The 26,197-nt window shown below is 38.6% G+C and carries 25 protein-coding genes and 1 CRISPR repeat array; of the genes, 18 read left to right on the top strand and 7 right to left on the bottom strand.

Annotated features, from left to right (window positions below; genetic code table 11):
* The first annotated feature begins 128 nt into the window (after positions 1–128).
* The 7 genes from ACKTT2_RS41875 (at position 129) to ACKTT2_RS41845 (ending at position 9,302) form a co-directional block, all read left to right on the top strand.
* Positions 129–953 carry a hypothetical protein gene (locus ACKTT2_RS41875; RefSeq protein WP_407897690.1) on the top strand — a complete coding sequence of 275 codons (825 nt, stop codon included), beginning with the start codon at positions 129–131 and terminating at the stop codon, positions 951–953.
* Positions 954–1,225: 272 nt separating this feature from the next.
* The gene (locus tag ACKTT2_RS41870) at positions 1,226–2,992 is read left to right on the top strand and encodes a Cas10/Cmr2 second palm domain-containing protein (protein WP_407897687.1); all 1,767 of its coding nucleotides are present in this window, start codon (positions 1,226–1,228) and stop codon (positions 2,990–2,992) included.
* A complete protein-coding gene (locus ACKTT2_RS41865; protein WP_407897685.1) occupies positions 2,959–4,002 on the top strand; it encodes a type III-B CRISPR module-associated Cmr3 family protein in 1,044 nt (347 codons plus the stop codon). The genes ACKTT2_RS41870 and ACKTT2_RS41865 overlap by 34 nt, the downstream gene beginning before the upstream one ends.
* Positions 4,002–4,892, top strand: coding sequence for an RAMP superfamily CRISPR-associated protein (locus ACKTT2_RS41860; protein WP_407897683.1), 891 nt, complete (start codon positions 4,002–4,004; stop codon positions 4,890–4,892). The genes ACKTT2_RS41865 and ACKTT2_RS41860 overlap by 1 nt, the downstream gene beginning before the upstream one ends.
* Before the next feature lie 59 nt (positions 4,893–4,951).
* Positions 4,952–5,440, top strand: coding sequence for a hypothetical protein (locus tag ACKTT2_RS41855; protein WP_407897681.1), 489 nt, complete (start codon positions 4,952–4,954; stop codon positions 5,438–5,440).
* Between the two features lie 112 nt (positions 5,441–5,552).
* Entirely contained in the window at positions 5,553–7,508 is a 1,956-nt protein-coding gene (locus tag ACKTT2_RS41850; protein ID WP_407897679.1) for an RAMP superfamily CRISPR-associated protein, read from the top strand.
* A 54-nt stretch (positions 7,509–7,562) separates the two neighbouring features.
* Positions 7,563–9,302 (top strand): hypothetical protein, encoded by a 1,740-nt coding sequence (locus ACKTT2_RS41845; RefSeq protein WP_407897677.1) that lies wholly within the window; start codon positions 7,563–7,565, stop codon positions 9,300–9,302.
* A gap of 266 nt (positions 9,303–9,568) precedes the next feature.
* Positions 9,569–10,932: direct repeats of the CRISPR family, unit length 37 nt; unit sequence GTCTCCACTAACAATGTGGAGGCGCATAATTGGAAAC.
* 110 nt (positions 10,933–11,042) lie between these two features.
* Here ACKTT2_RS41845 and ACKTT2_RS41840 read toward each other — a convergent pair.
* The gene (locus ACKTT2_RS41840) at positions 11,043–11,645 is read right to left on the bottom strand and encodes a hypothetical protein (RefSeq protein WP_407897674.1); all 603 of its coding nucleotides are present in this window, start codon (positions 11,643–11,645) and stop codon (positions 11,043–11,045) included.
* A gap of 155 nt (positions 11,646–11,800) precedes the next feature.
* Here ACKTT2_RS41840 and ACKTT2_RS41835 point away from each other — a divergent pair, with 155 nt between their 5' ends.
* The 10 genes from ACKTT2_RS41835 to ACKTT2_RS41790 all read left to right on the top strand — a co-directional run bounded on the left by ACKTT2_RS41835 (position 11,801) and on the right by ACKTT2_RS41790 (position 17,543).
* Complete coding sequence (locus ACKTT2_RS41835) at positions 11,801–12,274, top strand: hypothetical protein (RefSeq protein ID WP_407897672.1); 474 nt, start codon at positions 11,801–11,803, stop codon at positions 12,272–12,274.
* Entirely contained in the window at positions 12,271–12,873 is a 603-nt protein-coding gene (locus tag ACKTT2_RS41830; protein ID WP_407897670.1) for a PIN domain-containing protein, read from the top strand. Before ACKTT2_RS41835 ends, ACKTT2_RS41830 begins: the two co-directional genes overlap by 4 nt.
* Before the next feature lie 161 nt (positions 12,874–13,034).
* Complete coding sequence (locus tag ACKTT2_RS41825) at positions 13,035–13,607, top strand: LabA-like NYN domain-containing protein (protein ID WP_038079029.1); 573 nt, start codon at positions 13,035–13,037, stop codon at positions 13,605–13,607.
* Between the two features lie 41 nt (positions 13,608–13,648).
* Positions 13,649–14,035, top strand: coding sequence for a hypothetical protein (locus tag ACKTT2_RS41820; RefSeq protein WP_407897855.1), 387 nt, complete (start codon positions 13,649–13,651; stop codon positions 14,033–14,035).
* 40 nt (positions 14,036–14,075) lie between these two features.
* Positions 14,076–14,273, top strand: coding sequence for a hypothetical protein (locus tag ACKTT2_RS41815; RefSeq protein ID WP_407897668.1), 198 nt, complete (start codon positions 14,076–14,078; stop codon positions 14,271–14,273).
* A gap of 55 nt (positions 14,274–14,328) precedes the next feature.
* A complete protein-coding gene (locus ACKTT2_RS41810) occupies positions 14,329–14,814 on the top strand; it encodes a hypothetical protein (protein WP_407897666.1) in 486 nt (161 codons plus the stop codon).
* Between the two features lie 68 nt (positions 14,815–14,882).
* A complete protein-coding gene (locus ACKTT2_RS41805) occupies positions 14,883–16,379 on the top strand; it encodes a ThiF family adenylyltransferase (protein WP_407897664.1) in 1,497 nt (498 codons plus the stop codon).
* A gap of 123 nt (positions 16,380–16,502) precedes the next feature.
* The gene (locus ACKTT2_RS41800) at positions 16,503–16,625 is read left to right on the top strand and encodes a hypothetical protein (RefSeq protein WP_407897662.1); all 123 of its coding nucleotides are present in this window, start codon (positions 16,503–16,505) and stop codon (positions 16,623–16,625) included.
* Between the two features lie 211 nt (positions 16,626–16,836).
* On the top strand, positions 16,837–17,115 hold the full coding sequence (locus tag ACKTT2_RS41795) for a DUF2281 domain-containing protein (protein WP_407897660.1): 279 nt from the start codon (positions 16,837–16,839) through the stop codon (positions 17,113–17,115).
* Positions 17,112–17,543: a type II toxin-antitoxin system VapC family toxin gene (locus tag ACKTT2_RS41790; protein WP_407897658.1), complete on the top strand. Its 432-nt coding sequence runs from the start codon at positions 17,112–17,114 to the stop codon at positions 17,541–17,543. Before ACKTT2_RS41795 ends, ACKTT2_RS41790 begins: the two co-directional genes overlap by 4 nt.
* Before the next feature lie 65 nt (positions 17,544–17,608).
* Here the strand turns inward: ACKTT2_RS41790 and trpD are convergent, their stop codons facing one another.
* From trpD to aroF, 6 genes are all read right to left on the bottom strand, one after another.
* On the bottom strand, positions 17,609–18,709 hold the full coding sequence (trpD, locus tag ACKTT2_RS41785; RefSeq protein WP_407897656.1) for an anthranilate phosphoribosyltransferase: 1,101 nt from the start codon (positions 18,707–18,709) through the stop codon (positions 17,609–17,611).
* A 26-nt stretch (positions 18,710–18,735) separates the two neighbouring features.
* Positions 18,736–19,965 carry a tryptophan synthase subunit beta gene (gene trpB, locus ACKTT2_RS41780; RefSeq protein WP_407897654.1) on the bottom strand — a complete coding sequence of 410 codons (1,230 nt, stop codon included), beginning with the start codon at positions 19,963–19,965 and terminating at the stop codon, positions 18,736–18,738.
* A 106-nt stretch (positions 19,966–20,071) separates the two neighbouring features.
* Entirely contained in the window at positions 20,072–20,884 is an 813-nt protein-coding gene (gene trpA, locus ACKTT2_RS41775) for a tryptophan synthase subunit alpha (protein WP_407897652.1), read from the bottom strand.
* 47 nt (positions 20,885–20,931) lie between these two features.
* Positions 20,932–21,774, bottom strand: a complete 843-nt coding sequence (gene trpC, locus ACKTT2_RS41770) for an indole-3-glycerol phosphate synthase TrpC (protein WP_407897650.1) — start codon at positions 21,772–21,774, stop codon at positions 20,932–20,934.
* A 142-nt stretch (positions 21,775–21,916) separates the two neighbouring features.
* On the bottom strand, positions 21,917–24,112 hold the full coding sequence (locus tag ACKTT2_RS41765) for an anthranilate synthase (protein ID WP_407897648.1): 2,196 nt from the start codon (positions 24,110–24,112) through the stop codon (positions 21,917–21,919).
* Between the two features lie 77 nt (positions 24,113–24,189).
* A complete protein-coding gene (gene aroF, locus ACKTT2_RS41760; protein WP_407897646.1) occupies positions 24,190–25,290 on the bottom strand; it encodes a 3-deoxy-7-phosphoheptulonate synthase in 1,101 nt (366 codons plus the stop codon).
* Between the two features lie 651 nt (positions 25,291–25,941).
* Between aroF and ACKTT2_RS41755 the strand changes: the two genes are divergently transcribed.
* A complete protein-coding gene (locus ACKTT2_RS41755; protein WP_407897644.1) occupies positions 25,942–26,157 on the top strand; it encodes a DUF3122 domain-containing protein in 216 nt (71 codons plus the stop codon).
* The last annotated feature ends 40 nt before the right edge of the window (positions 26,158–26,197 follow it).

The raw sequence follows: 26,197 nt of genomic DNA, 5'->3' as shown, positions 1-26,197 counted from the left end.
TTTGTGACTTTTCGCCTTTACGTAATTGTTACATCGATAAAGAGAATCGATATTTTCAAGTGATTTCAAGTTGATCGTTAATAGTTAGATTCTAGAACATTAATTATCAGAATATAAAAGGTAAGTTTATGAACGGGTATCAATCAGCAAGAGAAGGGCAATTAACTCAAGCGGCTTTTGAGTTGGTAAAGGCAATCAATCAAGTCACAGATGAAAATCTGCCAGGGAAACTAGCTGGAATAGTAAAGATTCATGCAGGAATTGGTGTTGGGTGCATCTTTATTCCAGTACCTGGGGCAGACTTATTTGCAGCTTTTGGGAATACATGGACGATGTATGTACGCATCAATAAAGAGCTAAATCTGCCTTTTACCAAAAACCTAGTCAAAAGTATTGCCACAGGAATTTTGTCTAATTTGGCATCGAATGCGGCAATACTGGCAGTCTTTGGACTCGGATCTGCTCTGAAATTTTTACCCGGACCTGGTACAGTTGCTTCCTACGCTTTAATGAGCGCAACAGTTTATGCAGCTACGATCGCAGCAGGCTATATCTATATGAAAGCACTTGCAGCATTACTTCAAAATAGAGGTGCAGGACAAGTTAAAGAAGAGGATCTCAAAGCAGCAGTTGCTCGAGTTATGAACGATAAAGAAACTGTTCAGTCAATTTTTAACACTGCAAAGGAAAATTATACGAAAGCCGATTCCGATTTAAGTAGTTTGGCTCTGGAATTAGGTGACCTAAAACAGAAAATGCAGCAAAACGCAGTCACATCAGAACAAATAAATGCAGTAAGAGAGATCGCAGCAGCAGAAATAGCTGCACAGCAAAATGATACGCCCAAGACGTTCAAACGACTCAAGAACTCTGGCGAATGGGCATTAGAGAATGCAGACAAATTTGAGCTAAACCTTGCAGCAGCAGCTCTCAGGATGGTACTCGGTCAATAGCTTGACAGTGGGAAAAGTTACATTTTCGTCATTCGCATCACACACGGCTGCAATTCTAGTCATTTCTGTAACACTTGAGATGACGAGCGATAGGCTGAAGATTAACAAGTAAAAGGAAAACCAGTTCTTTTTACTTTGTGCCTTTTCATCTTTACGTATTGTTACATAGATAAAAAAAATCAGTATTTTTTAGCAATCTCAAGTTGCTCATTATACGATTCTTCTGTGTTTGGATATCTCAGTTCAAGTTATTTATCCCTGAAAGTCTGAGTATGGGTGATAAAGCAATTTATACAGCAATTTCCTTTGCACCAGTGCAAGGATTTATCGAAAAATCGCGGAAGTTGAGGGACTTGTATGGTGCATCGTTAATTTTGTCCTATCTCAGTCAGCAGATAGTCCTAGCAGCAGATAGCCGAGATAATGTGACAGTCATTTCCCCTGCTAACATCAATGTCCAAAAAGGAATGCCGAACCGCATCCTACTTCAAGGTCATCTTACTGAAGAGGTAGCACGAGAGGTATTATTGACAGCTTGGAAGGATATACTTTCAGTTTGTCGCAATTGGATTGAGAAAGAATTACCCGATTATGAATATGAATGGGGACGTGAGTGGGGACATTGGGGTAACTATACTTGGGAAATCTTCTGGGGAAAGGGAAATTCGATCCGATCTGCAATGGAGGATTTGGAAACTCGTAAACTTTCTCGTACTTGGACGGCAATTAATTGGATTGGGGAAAGTTCGAGTTTAACGGGTACAGATGGCATTGCATTTCCAGGCTTGGGGGGAGTCAAACGCAATCCTCAAGATTTAACCTATGGTTCGGAAAAAGATATTATCAGAAAGTTTTATCAAGACCTAGCCGATATAACTGAAAATCAACAAGATTCACAAGACGAGGAATCAGAAGTAGAGGAATTAGGACAAGAAGAAAATTACCAGGAGGAACATCAGGTAGAAGGTAAATTCTTTGCACTCAAAGAACAATTGAGTATTCCTGAATTAGTTAAACGTTTGGTGACATATGAAAATGTTAGAAAAAATATAGGAATATCGCTTGGAGAAAAGAACTCTTATTTTGGGAAGTTACCGCAAGGATTTAAAGAAATTATTCGCAAACCAACGGAAAGTCAATCCGGAAAATGGACTGGTTGGTTTATAGGGGATGGGGATGAAGTTGGAAAAAAATTGAAGAAAATTGCTAACAGCGAAAATGCAGAGGAGAAGATTAGGACATTTACTAGAGAATTACGCAACTGGGGCAAAAACTTTTATAAATATTTGCCAAAACATAAGCTAGGAAGAGTAATCTATGCAGGTGGTGATGATTTTTTAGGTGTAATTTATAGCAAAAACTCTAAAAAACCCATTTCTGGATTAATTGCTTTGGAATGGTTGATGACACTAGAGAATAAGTGGCAAGAACACAGACAAGACATCAATGTCAGCGTCGGTTTTGTTTGGGTAGCAGGAAGTGTTCCCCAACGGGATGTGCTACAACACTGTCGTCAAGCACAAGAAACAGCCAAACAATTAAATCGCGATCGCGTTACAATCCGAGTCGTGTTTAATAGCGGACAATATGTAGAGTGGACTTGTCCTTGGAAGTATTTGCATATCCTCAAAAGTTACTGCGATCGCGATGGTAACACATATCCAGAATGGGAACGCAGAGGGCGAAATCCCAAATACGAACCCAATTGGACGCATATATTTAGCGATTTAGCCCAACTCAAAGCACGTCATGCCTTTGGACTAGCAGAAAACCGTCGTTCTAGCGACATTGAAAGTCAAGCAAGCGATAACAAAAATAGAAATGTCATAATTCAAAATCGTCGAGCTTTCATTAACTTTTTGGAAATTTACTTTCCTAATTGGAGTCAAATACTACAGCAAAATGAAAAATCCATTGTTGGAGCTAAAGATGATACAGATACTTATATATCCGCACAAATGATGATTGATTGGATAGAGAATTTAATAACAATTGGTTGGTACTTATGTTCAAATACCTTATCATCCTCAAACCTTTAGGTTTTTTATATGGGAGTGCAGGTGCATTTTTATCACCAGAAAATTTAGTTGGACGTTCTGGAGAAAAATTTCCACCAAGTGCAGCAACCTTATCTGGTATATTTTTTAGTGCTAATAAGAACAGAAATGACATTAGTCAAACGGAGAAAGACGAACATCATCAAGATTTAAAAGAAAACCTCTATGTAGCAGGAGCATTTTGGGCGCAATCTGGACAAGAGCAAAACTTTTATGTACCAATTCCTTGGCATCAAATAATTGGTAAAGACCAAGAAAAAGATGAATGGGTATTAAATCAAGAAGGAGATTGGCAACGTCACAGACAGTATCAAGAAGACGAAGACAAATTAGAACCAGCTTTTACATGGCAGACCATTAATTCTTGGGGATCTCAAAACCCAACGTGTAAAAAAGCTCCTTGGTATAGTATTCCTATGCTTCATCCCAAGATGAAAGACGAAGAGCGCCATACTTTAGAAGAAAATGGTTTATTTCTAGAAAATGCAGTACAAATGAAGGAAGATACCTGTTTGATATATCTTTCAAGCCATAAAATAGCAGATGGTTGGTATCGATTTGGTGGTGAAAAACATCTTGTAGAAATAGAATCACAGGAAATAAAAAATGAGAAACTGAATAAACTTTTACAAGAACCCATTCAACGAGCTTTTGCAATAATAACACCTGCTGTTTGGGGTTCTACACGCTTTTCCTTTCGGACTCCCCAACATCCCGATTTTCCCATTGACAAAGATAATCCCAAGCTATTAACAGATAAACCAATACCTCATCGTTACAGTACAGCCGGAAGACTCGGACGCGGACGTTATGCAGTTCCCCAAGGAAGCGTGTATATATTGGATAAAACACTTGGTTTGTCTTGGAGTCAATTTCCAGATAATTGGTTTCCCAATGAAGGTTTTAGCTTAAAACGTATTGGTTCTGGCTTGTGTTTGCCAATTCATATTACTGGTTTAGATATTGAAAAAATAGAACAAGGAGTTGCTTAATGTATCAGAAAGCCTACGGTATTATTGAAACTTTAGCCCCCGTTCATGTCGGTGCAACAGCAGGGGAAGAAAATGGTAATTTAAACTTGATTTTCCGCGACCAATTTACAAACACAGGATTGATTATTGGAAGTTCAATTCGCGGTCGTTTTCGTTCTGAGATGCGACAATATCGTAAATTTTTAGAAGAAAAAAATAATATTTTACCAGCAATCCATGAAGAAATATGGTATGGGAGAGAGTCAAGACAAGGTGAAAAAGATAGTACTAGTGAAGCTTTAATTAAATTAGAGCATGCTTCAATTGTTTGGCTACCTGTATTCTGTCCGGGACAACCTATTGTTTGGGTTAGCTGTCCGAGTTTGCTAAAGAAATATCAACGTATTGCTGGTTTAAGCAAAGAGATAAAACTACCCGATCCTTATACCGCCTCTACAAAATTGTGGGAGAAAGCATTAATATCTCAAAATGGAGAAGACAAAGGCAAAAAATTTCTCTTCTTTAATCTTGGATTTTTAGAATTAGAATCTCACCAAGATTTATCAGATTGGTTTCCATTAGAGGAAAATGGAGAGAAGAAAAAATTGCCTGCTGTTTTAGTTGATGATAATGATATGGCAATGATTCATGATATGGCTTTGTACCGTCAAAGCCGTGTAGCTTTAGAGGATAATGAGAAAAAGGCGAAGCAAGGACAATTCTTTAATACTGAAGCTTTACCAGAAGGAACTATTTTAGCATTTCCTATTGCTATTAAAAAAGATAAAAAGTATCCTCCTCAAGATTGGAAACCCATCGAAGGGAAAATGGAAGGTGAAATTTATTTAGGTGGATTAGAATCAATTGGTTTTGGTCACTGTTATGTAACAGTAAAAATGATTGAATCTTAACAATAAGAATAATAATTAAATGTCCTGTGCGTTATCAAAGTATACAGTAAAGGAAAAATATGGCTTGGCATTCATTTGATTTAGATAGAAAAGCACAAGATCTTACGCTCAAATATCGTGACAAAGATGTTTTAAACGAATCCCATAAAATGCGCGTGACTGTAACTTATGGTTTAGAACGCTTTTGGGGAGAGCATTTGCGCTTGATGAATAAACCCAAGAATGAAGATGATTATAAAAAAGGAGAATTTTGGCTAGCAACATGGAAAGAATTAGTCAAAATTATGAAAATTGCTGGAATAAAAGTTCCAGAACCAGAAATTCCCAACGATAAGAAAAATAATCTTCGGAACGGAGAATCTATACGTCGCGATCGCAACGGAAATTTTGAGACTGAAGATATTCAGAATATGACAAATCAGCTTTGGGATAAAAAGCATTTCCCTATCGAACATCAAAGAGTCACTTTAGCAGTCTTAACTCAATTTTGCGATAGTTTAATTTGGTGGACGCAGCGTTATAAAAAATCAGAGAAGCCAGAGAAATAAATCATAGAGTAGGTTGGGTTTCGTTCCTCAACCCAACATTTGCTCGATAAAACCCAACTCTACAAATTTCCTCTCAAAAATAATTATTATCTCATGAATTAAGGTAATCAAAATGAATCAAGATAACGTCCCCATGATGTTTCGCGCCCAAATTGATAGTCGCTGTCAAATTCATCGAATCGAGCGAAATAAAGGAACATATCAAGATGCTCATAAATGGGTCAATGAATGGACAAAGGGAGTTTTTCCAACAGGAAACCAACAACCCAATATAAATCCATCTACTTCCTCATTTGTCTCTCGTCCACAACCCCGCCACAAAAAAAATCCAGCAACCAACCCTGCAACAGCACGCTCTACTCCAAATAATCCAGCTTTTGCACGTCCCACTCAAGCTACTGCTCCAACATTATCACAAGACACCCCATTAGAATTCCCTAAATTTGGCTTAAATGTGAAAACATGGGAATATACAATTAGTTGGCGTTTAGTAACCAATAGCGGACAAGATGAAAGCGTAATTCTTCCAGTAATAAATGCTAAAGGCTTTCCATACTTTCCTGGTACAAGTATGAAAGGAGCTTTTCGACGTGTTTGTATTGATATGTATGGAAACCAACAAACAAACAGCTATTGCGGAGAAAAATTAGCTGATGGCAGTAGTAAACCCGGTATTTTACGCTTTCACGGTGCATACCCAGTTAGTATGGATTGGACACAAGGATTAGTAGATGTTATCCATTGCCAGGAAGAAAAACAAGTCATTAGTGATGATTTCAAAGATGGCGCAAAAACGCAAATATCTTTGCGTCAAGTTAAATTAAGATTTGGTATTTCCAGTACTCAGAAATTATCAGAAGATGAATGGAAGAAAATTGAAAATATATGGAAAAAAACCTTAGCGATGGGAATTGGTTCGCGGGTTAGTGCTGGTTATGGATACTTTAAAGAAATCGAGCAAGAAGTTGTTAAAGATAATCTATTATTCCAAGTAAAGCTGAAAGGACAAGGAGGAACATCACAATTAGTTGATAGAACCAAAGAATTTCGACCTAATATGTTTAAAGCAGCTTTGCGAGGTCATACTTTGCGCTTATTAGGAGGATTAACTAACGAAGCAACCGCTAAAGATATTACAAGAGAATTATGGGGTGGTTTTTCTGGTGATGGTTCGATTGTCGGATTGCTAGGAGTTAATTTTGACTTCGATCCATCTCAAATTAAGTATGAAGATGAAAAAAGATATTATCAATTACATACAGGAGTCTTAAAAATATTTTGTATGCATCGTCAAATTGATGATGTTCAAAGACAACGATTACGAGAAACAGCTAAAGCTTTAATTCAATTTTCGCTTATGCTTGGAGGTTTCGGAAAGTCATGGAGAAGAATTTGTCATAAGGAGTTTTATCGCTCTTATAAAAGACAAACTATTGGTTGCCATTGGGAGTTTCTTGATGATACTGTATATTATCCTATTATTAACCTAAAAGAAGATGTTGCAGAGTTGATTAACCACACTCGTAATTTACTCCGTCTTTGGATTCCAAAAGATAAACAAGTAAATCGAGATCTGACTCAATCTACAAAATTATCAAACAATCCTTCTATAAATACACCTGGTTCACCTAAACAAGTTAATAATATTGGGCTGATATCCCGTCCTAAACGTCCACAAAATCCAATAGTTAATTTAAGTACAGAGACTAGTAATACTGGTATAGAAAAATGGCGTGAAGCTTGGTACTCGCCAAAAGTACAAGTTTGGGGACGTAAAGTGGAAGATGGGAAAAGTCTTGCAATTGATTGGTTACACTATGAATATAGAGGTAAAGACACAATCAGAAACCCTCATGTTTTAGCAGGGGGTCAACAAAATTCAAAACCTATGTCAACAGGACGAATTTGGCATCGTATGTATCCTAATTTTGTGACTAATGAAAAGGCTTTGAGTAAAACAGATAAAGAGTTCATTGAAGTCTTGACTATTTTCCCCGATACATCTCAACAAACACTAAAATTTCTAGAGTTTTTAGAGAATGAAAGTGAGTTCAGTCGAGTTTGGTAGCTGGTGCGGCACAGCCTTTCTATTTAACTTCTTAACAGTCAAGGAGTCAGTCTTATGAAAGTTTGGATTGTGACAACTGGAAACAGCGATGTTCAACTCAAAAATAATCAGAATTGGGAAGAATTTTATTATGAAGTATTAGAAAAAGGAAATACTGAAATTAGTTACGATATCGATATTTTTATCAGTGTTGAAAGAGACAGAATCACAAGGCTGTATCCCGTACCATCAAGAGTATTAGGTATAGTCTATGAAGAGAAAACTAAGAATTATATATCGGATTTAGAATTTCCACTTTTCAATACTTATTTTCAATATTTTGATAAAAATAATATTAAATTAGATCGAATTATTGTTATTTTAACCGATCAAGAAGATATTTTTCAAGCTCAACAAAGAGAGAAAGATTATTGCCCATTTTGGCAAGATACCTGTAAACTCAGAAAAATACTGACTTGGTATTTCCAAAATAAGTTTCAAAATATTCTGACTTCTTCCTTCAATCCAGAAAAGAGTTTTTTCTGCTTACAACCAAAATTTGGAAAAGGATTAGACCACTGGAATGAGACATTATCGCTCGTTGAAAATCTTTTTGAGCAAGATATTTCTCCTCAGCTTCCACTGAAACAACCAGAAGTCTATATTAGCCATCAAGCTGGTACACCAGCTATTTCATCGGCCATACAATTCATTGGTTTAAATCGATTTCAAAATGTTAAATTTATATTAAGTAATCAATATTATGATATTACATCCAAAAAACAGATAGAAGCAGATGAAGTAAAATTTGAATCAGAAACTATAAAACAATCTAAGCCAGAAGAAGTTAGTAACAAAACCTCAGAATATCGGCGTAGTCTTCAAATTGAAAAAGCTAAACAACTCGTTTTCAGTGGGTTTCCCGGTGCAGCACTTAAAATTGTTCTGGATGCAGGAAGATCTTCCCAAGAAAGCATAGATGAATTAGAAAAAATAATAAAGTTTTTTAATTTAAATGATGTAACTAAAAGTAGCGAAGACGATTTAAATAGTGTTGTAATAAATAGTGAAGACGACTTAAAAAGTGTTGTGGGTAGTCAAGAGGACTTTAAAATCTTAAATGCTATTCAACGAATAGTTAATAGTTTAGATTTAATTGGGTTTTGCCTAAAACAAAAAAATTATCTTCAGGGAGTTGCTTTACTGGCTGCAACGCAAGAAACTTTTTTAAAGACAGCTATTCTCCATGAAGTGGGTAACTTATCTGATTCGTATCAAGGAGTTTCTCTATCGGATTTTTTACAATGGGATGAAAAAGGTTTATTTCTGATAACAGAGACTGAGTTGAACAAAAAACTACAGTTATCTCCTCTTGATGACTTAAATACAATTAAAGAAAATATAATGAAGAAACTTAAATTTCCTCTCAATATAGATAAAGCTAGTTATCGCGATCGCAAAACTCAGGAGTCAAAATTTAATACAAACAAAAATTCTATAATGCTAAAGTGGTTACAGCAACTCAGACCTGAATTAAATCTATGGAAAAATCTCATTTGGTCGTGTAATGATGCTAGAGAGCATGAAAATGACTTGCGAAATCAATTGATGCACAATCTGCGCGGGATGAATGAGATGAGTACTGTTAAGTATTTGCTTGGTTTAGACGATCGACCAAGTACCATTAATGTAATGGATGTTTACAATCAGGATGTGAAACAACCCTTTTTAGCAGCGATTAATGTATTAGGAATACCTTACGAGCGCGATAAATTGTATGAAAAATTGAAGAAAATTGCTGATAGCCTTAGATGAATAAAGCAAGATTCTTACAGCGAGTCAGGGGATGTATTTATCGAACGCTTGTTATATAACCTGCAAATGCTTATCAGTCATAGCTTTGAAGCATTTTACTTGAAATGGGGGTTCGCGCAAACTCCAAAAGCCCTGCTATGATTGGATTTACAGAGATTTTTCTTAGGAGGTATATTGACAGGCGATCGCCCAAACAGTACTTTTTTATTTGATTCGCGCAAATGGTAGTCAAAAGTCTTGTTCTGCAAGCTCTCTAAACTCCCGCAGTCTCCACTAACAATGTGGAGGCGCATAATTGGAAACAGGGGATTTATCTACTCTAGAGTTTTTTTGTTCAAGTGGGTCTCCACTAACAATGTGGAGGCGCATAATTGGAAACTTCTGACTCTGGATTATCAAATACCTTACCCGAATCTTGTCTCCACTAACAATGTGGAGGCGCATAATTGGAAACTCATATGATGTTCCGTAGTATATTTTTTGTTTGGTCTCCACTAACAATGTGGAGGCGCATAATTGGAAACTATCGATGACACCTTCACCGGGAACGTATCCTACGAGTCTCCACTAACAATGTGGAGGCGCATAATTGGAAACGAAGGATACTATTTTCTCGTACCATGAAAATCCATCGTCTCCACTAACAATGTGGAGGCGCATAATTGGAAACTCCAAGGCGAAGGCGAAGCTGGGAATAGGTGAAACGCCCGTCTCCACTAACAATGTGGAGGCGCATAATTGGAAACACCCGCAACCTCGACAACTTGAGTAAACCCGTCGTCGTCTCCACTAACAATGTGGAGGCGCATAATTGGAAACGCAATCTAGTAACACCTCATCTATTACACCGCAAGATGTCTCCACTAACAATGTGGAGGCGCATAATTGGAAACAAGCGAGAAGAGTTCACTCGTGAAGCATACAAGGAGTTGCGTCTCCACTAACAATGTGGAGGCGCATAATTGGAAACACAGACTTGTAGCAGGTGTAGAGATTAGCTGCTAAATCGTCTCCACTAACAATGTGGAGGCGCATAATTGGAAACAGCCTATAGTGCGCTAATGGTTATTGTCTTACTACTGGGTCTCCACTAACAATGTGGAGGCGCATAATTGGAAACCACTTAAGTAAGCAAGAGGCGTAGGAACCATGAGCAAGTCTCCACTAACAATGTGGAGGCGCATAATTGGAAACGTGACCCCAGGCTTCTTCTCAATAGCTTTTAGTAAAGTCTCCACTAACAATGTGGAGGCGCATAATTGGAAACGCAGTATCATCCTTAAGGCAATAGAAATTCCCTAGGTCTCCACTAACAATGTGGAGGCGCATAATTGGAAACTAATAGTTGAGAGGTAAAGAGATAAAGGTCAGTTGGTCTCCACTAACAATGTGGAGGCGCATAATTGGAAACAATTCTTAAACCCTTGATATTAAAATTATTTGGTGCAGGTCTCCACTAACAATGTGGAGGCGCATAATTGGAAACAGTGTATAAGTTGCTGAATGCAAATTTATTACACTAGTCTCCACTAACAATGTGGAGGCGCATAATTGGAAACGGGATTAACGGCGGCGATCGCGTAATAAGTCAGCGTCTCCACTAACAATGTGGAGGCGCATAATTGGAAACAAGAATAGTAGCACTTGCAGTTAAAAGCTGAAGGCTCAGTGTCATGGGAAGAAGCTAAAAAAGAACTGAAAATACAAAGAACAACAGCAGTTACGTGAGTTATATAGTTTTCACTGAGCAGTAACCGTACTTTTCAAAATTCCCAGTATTTTACTTACCTGACTGATAAAATATTCATTAAAATCTATCTCTATAGTATTACCTTTCAACCGCAAAAACCTCCAGTTAGTGCCAGTTGTCACTACACCATAAATCATACTAATTGGGTTTCCTTTAATTTCATTAAAAATTTGAGCAGCTATCATTTCTGCCATACATTGTGCCAAACCCGATTGAATATTATCATTTTTCGCTTCCACTAGAGTTACAACAGGTGCTTCAATAACTATTTGTTCTGAAGAAAGACTAATTAAAAAATCACAAAATCCGTTTAATCCTTTTGTAACATCTACAGTAAAGTCTTTACCAGAAAATATACTAATTTGTGATGCCATTTGTCTTTTAATCTCTACTAAAATAGGCATAACAATTAGTTCGGAACGTGCTTTTTCAGTATCGATCGCCAATGCCAGAGGTAAATATTCTTTAAGAGATTGAGCAAGAAAATCACTATAAGTTATTTCTGGTATATCATCAAAAACTCCAAATTGCTCAGAAATAACAATTCCAAAGTTACTTTTTATTTGTTCGATGGTAAATTGACTGTATGGCATAGCTTGCTACTTGTGCCTAATTTCAACCTCTTGTAAAACTATTTTATATTAGTTCTTGCTGCCAGACATATAACTAAACCCATATAATCTAGTGACGAATATCTTGTCCTAAGTCAGAATAGTAGATGGTAAGTCATACAAGAAAATATTAGATTGTGTTTATTCAACAAGACACTGGCTGGGACATAGCAGTTTATAACAAAAACGGTCAACTGGTGCTTGCCGTTCAGGTCAAGGGTAAACTTAATACCACGGTAGAGTGGGCTTCCCAACTGCGAAGCAATATCCTCGCCCACGGCCTTTACCCGAAAGCCCCTTATTTCCTCATGGTTTTCCCTGACAAATTTTATCTATGGGCTAATGAAGATGCACAACTTGACATCAGCGAACCAACTTATGCTGTTGATGCACGTCCCATTATTCAGCCTTATCTTGATAGAGCTGGAATAGCACAAGAGCAAAAAGTAAGTCGCCAGAGTCTCGAACTCATAGTGGTAGTTTGGCTATCGAAAATTATTTATAACGAGTTGCCTCTTAATAAAACGGATGAACCAGAACGATGGCTGGTTGATTCAGGTCTTTATGCTGCTATTTCTGGAGGAAGTTTTGGTCGCGAGGCAGTAGCGTGAACGTTTACGTTGAAACCAACTTTGTTTTGGAACTTGTTTTTCAGCAAGAGCAGTTTGTTAGTTGCGAGCAAATTCTGCAACTTAGTGAAGGTGGACGTATTAAGCTAATTATACCAGCATACAGTCTAGCTGAACCGCATGAGAAATTGAGCCGTCAAGCAAAGAGTCGTAGAGAGATCCAGCAAATACTGAATACTGAGTTACAGCAATTAGCACGCACTGCGTCTTACACAACTCGCATCAATAGCATTCAAGATATTGCAAACTTACTGATTCAGAGTAACAAAGATGAAAGTCAACGCTTTGTAAACTATAGAAATCGGCTTTTGAAGAATACAGAAGTCATTCCAGTCACTGCTGATATTCTTACTGAAGCAGCAGTATATGAAGACCCTTTTGACTTAAAACCACAAGATGCTCTTGTTTACGCATCCGTTATTTCTCATCTTTGTCACGATAGACCAACAATTGCTTGTTTCCTGAATCGAAACTCAAGAGATTTTGATAGTTCTGATATTGTTAATGAACTAAATAAATTTAACTGTAGGATGATACCGCGCTTCGATCGCGGTTATGATTACATCCAATCGCAGCTGTAGTCTGTAACGATTCTCTCTATCTCTTTACTACAGCGACTTGTAGAGTTTTTTTCTTTGGAAGTCATCTATCTAAATACCATTGGAAACCCGCCTTTCCGAGCATAGGCTTTAATAAAGCATATACAAATCAAACCCAAATCGAAAGCAGTTAGGGAAAACCTATGCTAACAACTCGTCGTGTCCTGATTTTTGCAGATAGTGATAATACCTACTTAGCAGCACAAAGCTTTAATAGGAAAATAGACTGGCAAAAAATTTGTCACTATCTCGCCGACCCCAAAGAAGGTAGAGAATTGATAGAAATGGTAATTTATGTAGGATTACCGCCAGCTAGAGAAAGATTTGAAGAACAGCGAAAAACCAAAGAAAAGTTCGTTTACTGGGCTAGAAATAATGGTTTTTTAGTCGTCACTAAAGAAGGAAAAGTGAAAGGAGAAGACTATGAAAGTAACATTGATATCGTTATGGCAATGGATGCAATTGAATTAGCTTTAGAAGTGAAGCCCGACATCGTTGTATTAGTAACTGGAGATTCTGATTTTGCTTATTTAGCAGAAAAATTGAGAAGAAGAGGAATGCGAGTTGAAGTTGCATCCGTGGAACAATCATTAGGTAGTGAGTTAAAAAATGCAGCTAATAGCATCGTGGATTTAATAGAAGTCTTTGATTCATTTAATCCTCAAAATAGTAGCCAAACCTTTCACAGAATTGGTAACACCAGCATATTTGATTAAACCAGTGAACAGTGACCAGTAACCAGTGACCAGTGAAGATTATGCCAACAATTAATGGAAAACTAATTACTCAAGGACGCGATTGCTTAGACACTCTAGATACGCTCAAGCAGAAAACAACAAATACCATGCAGAATTTTCAGACCTTAGAAGCACAAATGATTAATCTAAGTCAGCAACAAGAGCAGAAATATGCACAAGAACTCAACACCATTAAAAATCATCTCAATCAATTGGATAAAAGATGCATTCTTCTTGAGGAATCTATTTCCAGACAGTTGGTTCAATTCATTATTGTCAATATTTGTAGTAGTCTCTTTAGCTTATTTTGTTTGTGGTACTGGTTTGACACTCCTCATAAACCAAAATCTCAAACACAATTGGGTATTTCATATATTACAAGTAACTTCAAATCACACAATTCTTGATTAAAAAACAACCCAATCATTCACAAAAAAAGGAGACAACATGAGAGCAGTCATCAATGGAAAGTTAGTCGATTTACCACAAGGAACTACAGTAGAACAATTGAGAAAAAAACTGCCAGAAATTGGTAACGACGATGTTATGGAAGAAGGTTTTGGTAGAACTAGACCATTGAAGAATAATGAAGCCCTGAAAGAAGGCTCAAAAGTATGGACTGTACCCAAAATCGTTAAAGGGTAAATCTAAGCCCTATATCAGTCAACGTAAGTCAACCATAATTTTATGTAGGTGAAGTATGACAATTACAATTAGTCAAGAGAAATTTGAGTTTCGCCCAACTTCAAGATTGATAGAAGAACTCAAACTTTTGGAAAAAGCAGCAAAAAATATTGTTGTTGGCACTAAAACCGTTGAGAATGTTAAATACATGGCTATTCTAGTGAAAGGAATGCCTTTGTCTTCCCAGAAATTTACAGTTTCCAATACCGACGTTTTGTTCTTATTGCCTCCAGAATATCCTGAATTACCTCCTATTGGTTGTTATCTCAATTATCCTTGGAACACAACTGGAGAAGGAGATCATCACTTTACAAGACAAAGCTATTATGGAGCACCTTTCTTAAGTGATGAAGGATGGTACTGGTATTGTGTGGGTCTTGGAGGAGGCTTCAATCGAGAGGTATGGTTGAATTCATGGAAGCCAACTCAGCAAGTTGATAAAGGACATAACCTCGCGACACTCTTTGTAACTGCACGTCATGCAATTAATACTGATGAGTAATTCAGTGACCAGTGACCAGTGACCAGTGACCAGTGACCAGTGATGAATTGTATTGAGGGTTAAATTATATGACACATCAAAATCGACTAGTAGAGTATTCTTTGTATATACCGCCGAAAATGTGGCAAGAGTTTCGTCAAAATATGTTGGATTACCGAAATTCTAGTGAAGAAGTGATCGGTTTCTTTTTTTGTAAACCTCATCAAGTGTCAAAAAGAAAAATTCGCTATATTCCTAAAGCTTGGGTTGTTCCTTCTCCCGATTGCTATGAGATGCAATCTGTTAGTGGATTAGTTTTAACACAACAATTTCATTTCTACTTGTTAAAACAGTATCTTAAAGAAGGTTTGCACGTCGTTCATATTCATACTCATGTTGGGGAGATAATGCCAGAATTTTCTTCTGTTGATAATTACTATGAAGCGGATTATGCTCGATTTCTGGCTCAGAATTTCCCTAAAAAGCCTCGGCTGATTTCTGGAGTATTCAATCAGTCATTACAACAAAGTCAATTTCGTATTTGGGATAGAAAAGGGAAAAAATCCCATGATATAAAATTTTCTACTAATTACTTAGAAACAATGGATTCTCTGGAAGGCAACTTTAAAGAGCATAATATTGCATCAACAATTCAGAATTATGGCGCAATCGATATGACACAGCTTATACCCAACGATCGCAATCTAATGTTCGCTAGGCAAAAGGTATTTGGCGAAACCTGTCAAAAACACCTCGGAGAACTGAAAGTGAGTCTCATCGGATGTGGTGGAATAGGCTCAATCTTTGCCGAATTATTAGGACGATTGGGTGTCAAAAACTGGACATTAATAGACAGCGATCGCATAGAAGCAGTCAACCTCAATCGAATGCCAGGAGCTACTCAAAAAATGGTTGAACAGCGATGGAAAAAAATTGATTACGTAAAACACTTAATCAAGAAAATCTATCAAACAGGCTCTTGTATAACTACAATACCAACATCAATCGATAATGAAGTCGCTAAATTGGCTATATCCACATCTGATTTAATTGTAGTAGCAACAGATAATCATCTTTCTCGGAAGATAGCCCAAGAACTTGCATTGGAATATATGCATCCTCTCATTTGCCTTGGGACTCACATCGATATGAATCAATGCGAGGGTAAACCGCGAATGTTTTGTCGCATCACTATTCCACCTTTAGGAGGTGGTTGGTGCTTGATGTGTGGCAATATCATTAATTTGCAAAAAGCCGCCGTAGAATCCGCACCAGTACAAATCAATCAAATGGTTGCAAACGCTGGTTATTTAGAAGGAGTCAACGATCCAGCCGTATTTTGGTTGAATAGTATTTGTGCTAGTACCGCAGTTGGTGTGATTCATGGCATAGTCAGTGGTTTTCTGAATGTAGATGCTGGAATTGATTGGGTTTACGAGTTTCCTAATAGTGTTTGGCATCAGACCAACATAGAGTATTTAGAAACACCCGATTGTTATTTTTGTTCTAACTTTGATGGTTTTACAGCAAAAAGTGAAGAATTTTTCAATGAAAGCAATATTAACAATATGGACTATTGGCTTTGAACTCTTTTCACTCTGAAAAATGAAGATTCCAAACTATTGTTACTATGGAGGCCAAGTTTTGAAATTTTTTTCATCGTGCCTCCCTTTCTCAACCAATAAAACCGATCGACTAAGTTAAAATGAATGGGTACAGTTGAAGCAAAGTCAAGCCTATGGCAGTTCGATATAGGAGGAACTCAAATGACACCTAATACTTCTTTAGAAGAACGACTTGCGGCAATAGAAGCTGCGATCGCTGATTTGTAGAAGCAAGTTGCAGCTTCTCAACCGCCAAATTGGCTGCAACAAATTACAGGATCTTTCAGAGGTGAACCAGCCTTTGAAGAAGTGCTTGCCTACGGACGAGCTATTCGCCAAGGGAATGAGTTTCTTCTTGAAACACAAGATGAGCTATGAAATATTTATTGGATACAGATCATCTGAGCATTCTTCAACGTCAAATAGTAGAGGTAAAACTATGACTCTCGAACAAACAGTTTTAGACAACTTCCGAGAATTACCCACAGATAAACAACAAGAGGTTTTAGATTTTATTCAATTTCTCAAATATAAATCATTAGCTAAAACAACAGATGCTATATCTGATAAGCAAGAAGTTTTAACAGAAAATCAAGAAATTAATGATTTTTGGTCAGCTTTACAAAACTTCAGACAAAGGACAGACTTAGAAAGTATTGATGACGATATTTTTGAAAATTTACGGGATAAATCTCCAGGAAGAGAAGTTAATTTATGAGTCTCAAGTATTTACTAGATACTAATATTTTATCGGAGGCTAAACGTCCTCAACCAAATGAGAAGATAATGGAAAAGCTAAAATTATATAGACAAGAAACAGCCACAGCTACTGTAGTTCTCCATGAAATGCTATATGGTTGTTTACGTCTTCCTCTGTCTAAAAAACGTCAAGATCTAGAAGATTATATAAATAATGTTATCTTAGCACAACTGCCTTTATTTGATTATAATCTCAAAGCGGCACAATATCACGCTCAGGAGAGAGCAAGGTTATCCAAGGTTGGTAAAAGCCCTGCTTTTATTGATGGTCAAATTGCCTCTATTGCAGTTACGAATGATTTGATTTTAGTAACAAATAATGTGATAGATTTTCAAGATTTTGATGGCTTGATGATTGAAAATTGGGGTTTACACTCCGATCGTTGATAGATAGTACGGGCGAGGACGCCCGTACCACAAGAGAAAGTTAATGATTTTTATTTGGAGGTTCCTTACTGTAGAAATTGAGAAAGTTGCTCTAACTTATTCCAAGCAAGACCGCTTTGAAGAATATCTTTCGCGATCGCAACAGCATGAGTCAAAGTCTTAAAATAATCGCTAGTATCGGGAACGGCTTCGCCAACATACAGAGCTAAAGCTGTATTAAGAGCAACAATATCCTGCTGTGCTTGCGTCCCCTTCCCTTGAAGAACCGCTTTGAGAATTTCTGCATTTTCCAGAACATCTCCACCCTTGAGTTCGCTAATAGGAGCAGGAGTAATACCCAAGTCTCGCGGATCGAGTTCTAGCAAGTGCATTTGTTTGTTAGACACAATAGCTAAATCGGTTTTATCTCCCAACCCAGCTTCATCTAGTTTTTCCCGACCGTACAACGCAACAGCCCGACGAGTCCCCAATTGATACAAAACTTTAGCAAAAGTTTCCACCAAAGCGGGTTTATTCACCCCAATCACTTGTCCGGTTGGTCGCAAGGGATTAATCAGTGGACCGAGAAGGTTAAAAACAGTGCGGACTTTGAGAGTTTTTCGCAAAGGTGCGATCGCTTTTAAAGCAGGATGCCAATCTGGTGCAAATAGAAAAGTAATGCCAACCGCATCAACAGCTTCTTGAGTTCTCTTACTACTCGCCTTGAGATTTAAACCCAAAGCTTCCAACACATCAGCCGAACCAGTTTTACCAGACGCCGAACGATTTCCGTGCTTTGCAACCTTCACCCCACTGGCTGCAACTGTAAAAGCAACAGCAGTAGAAATGTTAAACGTTGATGCTCCATCGCCACCAGTTCCACAAGTATCAACGAGTGGTAAATTACCAACAACACTATCACGCAAAGTTGCTTTTATCGACTGAGTATATAGAACCTTAACCATACCCAACAGTTCTTCAGCAGATACACCCTTCGCCTGAATAGCTGCTAAAATTGCACCGGAAAGTGCGGGAGGAATACCCTCTGCTAGCCAACCATACATCAAATCAGATGCTTGAGAAACTGACAGTGATTGACCATCGAGTAATTGCTGTAATAAGGCAGACCAATTGGGAGGTTCGTAGTTGGAAGGATTTTTTACAACTTGAGCTGGTGCTGTTACCATAATCTTTACTCCTTGTTATTCCAGAATTAAGCAGGGTTGAAAAACTTGGCAACTGTCTGTACATCCTTATCACCGCGTCCAGAACAGCAGATGACAATTCGAGGACTACCCGTTAATTGCGGACACAGAGTTTCTAGAAATGCGATCGCATGAGATGTTTCTAGTGCTGGAATAATCCCTTCCAATTGAGACAGACGTTGGAACCCTGCTAGAGCCTGAGAGTCCGTAACGCTGTAATATTCAGCACGTCCCATATCCTTCAAATAACTATGTTCCGGTCCGACACCGGGATAATCCAAACCAGCACTAATAGAATGTGCTTCCACAATTTGACCATCTTCATCTTGAAGCACAAAACTCATTGCACCATGTAAAACACCAATACGCCCTTTTGTTAAAGTTGCGGCGTGTTTTTCAGTCTCAATACCTTCACCAGCTGCTTCAACGCCAATGATACGTACAGATTCTTCCTTCAAAAATTCATGGAACAGCCCAATAGCATTAGAACCACCGCCGACACAAGCCAGAACAATATCTGGAAGCCCGCCCCATTTTTCCTTGCATTGACGACGAGTTTCTTTACCAATAATTGCCTGAAATTCTCTGACAATCATGGGGTAAGGATGGGGTCCAGCCACAGAACCTAAGATGTAATGTGTCGTTTCTACATTTGTAACCCAATCCCGAATGGCTTCACTTGTTGCATCTTTTAGAGTTCCAGTTCCTGCTTCTACACCTCTGACTTCTGCTCCCATAAGCTTCATACGGAAGACATTCAGGGCTTGTCTTTCCATATCGTGAATACCCATATAAATCACGCACTGCAAGCCAAAACGAGCACAGACTGTAGCAGTTGCAACACCATGTTGACCTGCTCCTGTTTCTGCAACAATACGCTTTTTCCCCATCCGCTTTGCTAACAGCACTTGCGCTAAAGCATTGTTAATTTTGTGTGCTCCTGTATGGTTTAAGTCTTCGCGTTTGAGATAGATTTGCGGTCCGGTTCCATCGGGTTTTTGATAGTGGGCGGTGAGTCGTTCTGCTAAGTAAAGAGGGGTCTCGCGTCCAACGTAGTCGCGGAGAAGTGGTTGAAGTTCTTGTTGAAAGAGGGGGTCGTTTTGATATTTTTTAAAGGCGATTTCTAATTCGCTAAGGGCGGACATTAATGTTTCTGGGACGTATTTACCGCCAAATCGACCAAATCGTCCTAGTGTATCGGGTTGTTGGGTGAAGAGGGAAGTGTCGTTTGCTAACATTGAAATTTCCTTTTTATTTAGAGAATATTGAACCGCAGATGAACGCAGACGGACGTTGATGAATATATTTGTAGGTAGCTAATGACAAATGACTAATGACTAATGACTAATAGCGCATATTTGCTACTGATATTGATGCTTTTAATTCTTGACAGAAGTTTTTAATTGTTTCTAGTCCTTGTTGTGGTGTTCCTTCTGATAAACGTTGTACAAAAGCACTTCCTACAATAACTGCATCTGCACCCCAGTCAATGGCTTGGCGAGCTTGTTCTGTTCCGGAAATACCGAAACCAACTCCGATGGGTTTGTTTGTAACGTTTCGGATTTCTTTTAATACGTCTTTGACTCGTCCTTGCAGTTGCGATCGCACTCCTGTGACTCCTGTGACGCTGACTAAGTAAATGAATCCTTGAGATTGTTGGCTAATGGCTTCTATGCGTTCTTTGGAACTAGTTGGTGTGACTAGCAATGTGGTTTCGATTCCGACTTCACTGGCTGAATTTAATAGTTCATTGGCTTCTTCTAGAGGTAGATCGGGTACAACTAATCCTTTGATTCCTGCAGCAGCAACTCGTTTGAGAAATGTTTGAATACCTAGGTTTAAAATGGGGTTGTAGTACGTGAATAAAATGAGAGGCGATCGCAAATTAGGGGTGATTCCTTGAGCCATTTCTAAAACTTGAGCTAAGCGAGTTTCTCGGTTTAAAGCACGAGTTGCGGCTGCTTGAATCACTGGTCCATCTGCTAGCGGATCTGAATAAGGAACTCCTAATTCAATAAAGTCAGCACCATTTGAGTCTAAAATTTGTAAAGCTTGTGCTGTGGTTTCTAAATTAGGGTCACCAGCCGTGATAAAAGGAATTAGAGCACACTGGTTATTCTTGCGTAAGGTTTCAAAACGTTGAGAGATAGAAGTCATGGTGAATTATGAATTATGAAGGATGAATTATGAAGAAGAGGTTATTTTTAACCTTGCAACAGTTTTTTGACAGCTTGTTCTATGTTAGGTTGCTTGACTAAAGATTCTCCTACCAAGACAGATCTAGCACCAGCTTTAGCAACTACGTCTAAATCGGTAAATGTATACAATCCCGATTCGCTGACAACTGTAATACCCATGCTGTTTAATTTTTCTCCACGCTGTGCGAGTAAACGTTGAGTAATTTCTAAGTCAACAGTAAAGTTGTCAAGATTGCGATTATTGATACCAACCAATTGTACATTTGACAGTGCTAGTACTCTATCGAGTTCAGCAAGAGTATGCACTTCAATCAGAACAGTCATACCAAGATATCGAGCAAGATTTATAAACTCTTGAAGACTTTCATCTGACAAAACAGCAGCAATCAATAGAATAGCATCTGCACCACTTACACGTGCCAAATAAATTTGATATGCATCAATGATGAATTCTTTACAAAGTAAAGGTAATGTTACATTTTGTCTGACAATCTGTAAATTTCTAAAACTACCTTGGAAGAATTTTTCATCAGTTAGTACTGACAAACAAGAAGCACCACCTCGTTCGTAAGCTCGAGCAATTTTTACTGGATCGAAATTAGCACAAATAACACCTTTACTAGGTGAAGCTTTTTTAACTTCCGCAATTAAACTGGGTTTATTGGAACTATTTTCTAAAGCAAAGAGAAAATCTCGAACAGAAGGAGCAGTACCAATTTGATTGAGTAAATTTGTGAAAGGTAATATCTCGCGTCTTTTAGAAACTTCTTGTTGTTTGTGACGTACAATTTCTTCAAGAATATGACGTGGTTTTACCGATAGAGCGGTTTGATTATCTGTTTGAAGCATAAGAATAAAGTCCGAAGGCTCAAGAATGAAAAATGAACGACCAGTCAGTACACACTGCAAACCCCTATTGATAAATATCTAATTCACTAACTGGTCACTGGTCACTGGTCACTGATTACTGGTCACTGGTTACTGGTCACTGTTACGCAACAAGAGCAGCAGAAGGTTTTGAAGTGAATGCATGGACAACATTCTTAATCATTTCCAGCCCAACACCTCCAGCCATAGTCATAATAGATTCAGGATGGAATTGAACGGCTGCAATCGGTAATACCCGATGTTCAATTCCCATAATCACACCATCATCTGAAAGTGCTGTCACTTTTAACTCTTCAGGTAATTGTTCGGGTAGAGCATATAAGGAATGATATCTACCGACTTCAAATGATTGCGGTAAACCTTTAAAAGTGATGGAGTCTGAAGCAACAACAGAAACACCAGAGACTTTTCCATGCTGGGGATAGTTAAGAATTCCTAGTTCGCCACCGTGTGCTTCTACAATTCCTTGCAATCCCAAACAAACACCAAAGATGGGAATTCGACGTTTTTTACAAGCTACAATTGTCTCTGCTAACTGGAAGTCACTGGGTCTACCCGGTCCTGGGGAAAGAACAACAAGGTCTGGACGTTCTGTATCAAACACGGATTCTGAAAAACCATGACGCAATGTGATAACTGTTGCTCCGGTTTGACGAATGTAATTTGCTAGGGTGTGAACAAAGGAATCTTCATGGTCAACCAGTAGAACGCGCTTACCTATCCCAGAATTTACTTGAGAGGAATCAGCAGTAACGCGATCGCTAGGATTAGAATGTCTGTATTTACTCTGGTTGAGAGTTTGGAAGAGTGCAGCAGCTTTAGTAATTGTTTCTTGGGCTTCGGCTTCTGGTTCTGAATCATAAAGAACTGTCGCACCCACGCGCACCTCTGCAATGGAGTCCACGTACCGCATAGTTCTGAGAATTAAACCCGTGTTTAAATCTCCTTTAAAAGTTAAGTATCCAACTGCACCACCATACCACCGGCGCGCACTCCGTTCGTGTTGTTCGAGAAACTGCATTGCTGACCGTTTGGGTGCGCCTGTCACTGTAACCGCCCACAAATGAGTGAGGAATGCATCTAAAGCATCAAACTCAGGTCGCACTATACCTTCAACGTGATCCACAGTATGGATTAAATGACTATACATTTCAATTTGGCGACGAGCAATGACTCGAACTGAACCCGGTTCGCAGATTCGCGACTTGTCGTTGCGATCTACATCCGTACACATTGTTAATTCAGATTCGTCTTTGCGAGAGTTCAGAAGCTTTTGAATTTGAGCCGCATCGTCAATTGCATCTTTTCCTCGTCTGATTGTACCGCTAATCGGGCAAGTTTCAACACGTCTGCCTTCAACTCGTACAAACATTTCAGGCGATGCACCAATTAAATACTCTCCGCCGAGATTGAAAATGAATCCGTAAGGGCTAGGGTTAATTTGTTGCAATGTGCGGAAAAGTTCGGTGGGAGGCTGTTCGCAAGCTTGAAAGAAGCTTTGGCTGGGTACAACTTCAAATAAATCGCCACGGCGGAAGTAATCAAGGGCTGTCTCTACTTGGTTTTCATACTCACCTTTTTCGTGGTCGGAAGCTTTATTGGGAGTTAGGCGTTTACCTCGATAATCTATGGTTTCACCCGTGCGAGGTAAACCGCGAGTGCTACCGTACTGGGTCACAAATTCGTATTGCAAACGGAATGCACTTTGTAAATAGTGGTCAACAATGACTATTTCATCAGGTAAGTATAGTAATAAATCTCGTTGGTCGTCAGCACGTTCTATACGCTTTGGCATTTGTTCAAATTGGAAAACCAAGTCGTAGCCAAAAGCACCATAAAGTCCTAAGTGCTCGTCCTCTGGGCTGTGGAAGGTATATAAAAGCTCTCGTACAATACTGAAAACGGACGGCTGTTTACTTCTTTCTTCTTCTGCAAAAAACTGTTGTGTGGGTTGGACAGACCCTGTAACGCGATTGTCTTCTCTATGGACTTCTTGTAAGTGTGGGTTTTTGCCAAGGAGTTCTGCTAGATAAGGTAGCAAAACCATTCCCCGCTCGTTATGTGCTGTAATTGTAAAAGAGCGATCGCGAGTTGCTAGTTCTAGAGGTGGATTGACAAAACCAATTTCCCATCTTTTGTAACGTCCAGGGTACTCGTAGCTACTTTTCAATACACCCCCGCGTTGGGAGTCAAGACGTAGTAAAACTTCTTCAATACCAGTTTTAATGGAAGTCTTATTTACAGAACGAGACACAAAAATTCCGCCGTTGGTTGTGTAGCAATGAATATCTAGATACACTGGTTGTTCCTCTTTGGTGATTGGGGATTAGGGATTGGGGATTGGAGATTGGGGAACTCGGGGTCCCCAATCTCCAATTAGAAATACGGAGTTGAAAAACTTTTGGAAAGATGGGCTGGTGTTGCTACTGCAAAAGGTAATCTGTTCCAACGACCGTAAAATTGAGCCAGAGGAGTTATCTCTTGCATGACTTTCTCAAACCCTTCAAATGTTAGAGATTGAGGACCGTCTGATAAAGCTTTTGCTGGATTGGGGTGAACTTCTATCATCAAGGAATCTGTTCCGGCTGCGATCGCAGCTTTTGCCATAGAAGGTACAAATTCTGACTTACCTGTAGCATGACTGGGGTCAATCATGATGGGTAGGTGAGTCAATGTACGCAACACGGGAAGTACAGAAAGATCGAGAACGTTGCGGGTATATTTTTGGTCAAAGGTACGAACACCGCGTTCGCACAGAATCACATTTGGGTTACCAGAAGCCAAAATATACTCAGCAGCCATTAACCATTCTTCAATAGTGGCTGACAGTCCCCGCTTTAAGAGAACGGGTTTACCCATGGGACCGACTTTTCTTAGCAGTGGAAAGTTCTGCATATTGCGAGCACCTATTTGGATGACATCCGCAACTTCAGCAACTTTTTCCAAATCGGCGGTATCCATTACTTCGGTAATAATCCCCAATCCAGTGGCTTCTCTTGCTTTAGCCAGCAAACCTAGAGCACTTTCTCCATGACCTTGGAAAGCATAGGGTGAAGTACGGGGTTTGTATGCTCCTCCACGTAAAAACTGAGCACCTGCTGCTTTAACAGCTAGCGCTGTTTCTACAATCATTTCTTCACTTTCAACAGAACAAGGTCCAGCTACGATAACAAGAGGATGGTTTTGACCAAAAGCGATCGGTCCTCTTGGAGTTGGTACAATTACCTCGCTGGGTTTGCCATGACGGAATTCTAACGAAGCCCGTTTAAAGGGCTTATTGATCCGTAAAACTTGCTCGATAAAGGGACTGAGTTGTTGAACTTGCTCGATATTTAAACTGGAGGTATCACCTACTAAACCAATGACAACTTTATTGTTACTCTCAATTGTTTCTGGTTTGACGTTCCACTGGCTGACATCTTGAATAATTTGGTTAATCTCTTGTGTAGCCGTACCAGTTTTCATTACTATAATCATGTCTCGCTCTCCTGAAATGTTTTACTTTACTAGGTTATGTAACTTGTAGAACAGGATAGTTTTAAGTTTTTAACTACGAATCTGTTTTGCTGAAAAGTACTACAGTCTTGTTTTCTAGTTTTCCAAATTTAATCGCCAAAAAACAGTCATAATAAGTCAGGTATTAAAGTCAGAAAAAGTCATATTAGGTCATAACTGTAAAGTCAGAAAAAGTCACTGTCAGAAAAAGTTGCTTTGCGATCGATGATTATGTGAATTGTTGAGATTTGTTAAGCGATCGCACTTTGGATTTTGGATTAGTGAGTGGTACTTACTCCTTTCCCGCCAGAAGATTACTTAAACACGTAGGTAGGGAAGACAGCCCACCATTCGCGCTTTGTGTGGCATAGCCCTACCTACAAAGATCGGTAATTTAAGAGCCCAAAGGGAGTAGACTTCATCTCAACCAACTATCTATAGTAGTTCTCACTCGCTCGAGGAACAAATTTATCTGCGTTCATCTGCTACAGGCTGCGGTTCCTTAATTATTTAAGGTATTACACCCAATCGAAAACCGCTATATTTATCGCATCCTTTTTCAATTTAATATCAATTTTTATAGAACTAATTTTTTAATAAATTTCTAGCGATCGCTCTATGTTATTTATTTAAATGCTATTAACTGCATCTGATGTCTATACAGAATCGTCACCAGCACCGAATGTAGGAGAGTATCAGTTTACAGATGTACTACCTAAGCTAAAGATTATTGACTTGTTGAAACTTTACTTACCATTAGAAATAGATCCACATTTAATATTGGAAATACCTAAAGAAATTGTAACGGAATGGCAGTGGTTAATTAATGATTTTGATGAAAAATCTTGAAATGTATACAATTTGATATAGGACTCCTATTTGATTTTTG

This window comes from Scytonema hankhaensis NUACC26 (assembly GCF_045865695.1).
Classification (GTDB): Bacteria; Cyanobacteriota; Cyanobacteriia; order Cyanobacteriales; family Nostocaceae; genus Scytonema.
The sequence above is the reverse complement of the archived record's forward strand: the minus strand, read 5'-3'. Positions and strand labels throughout refer to the sequence as shown.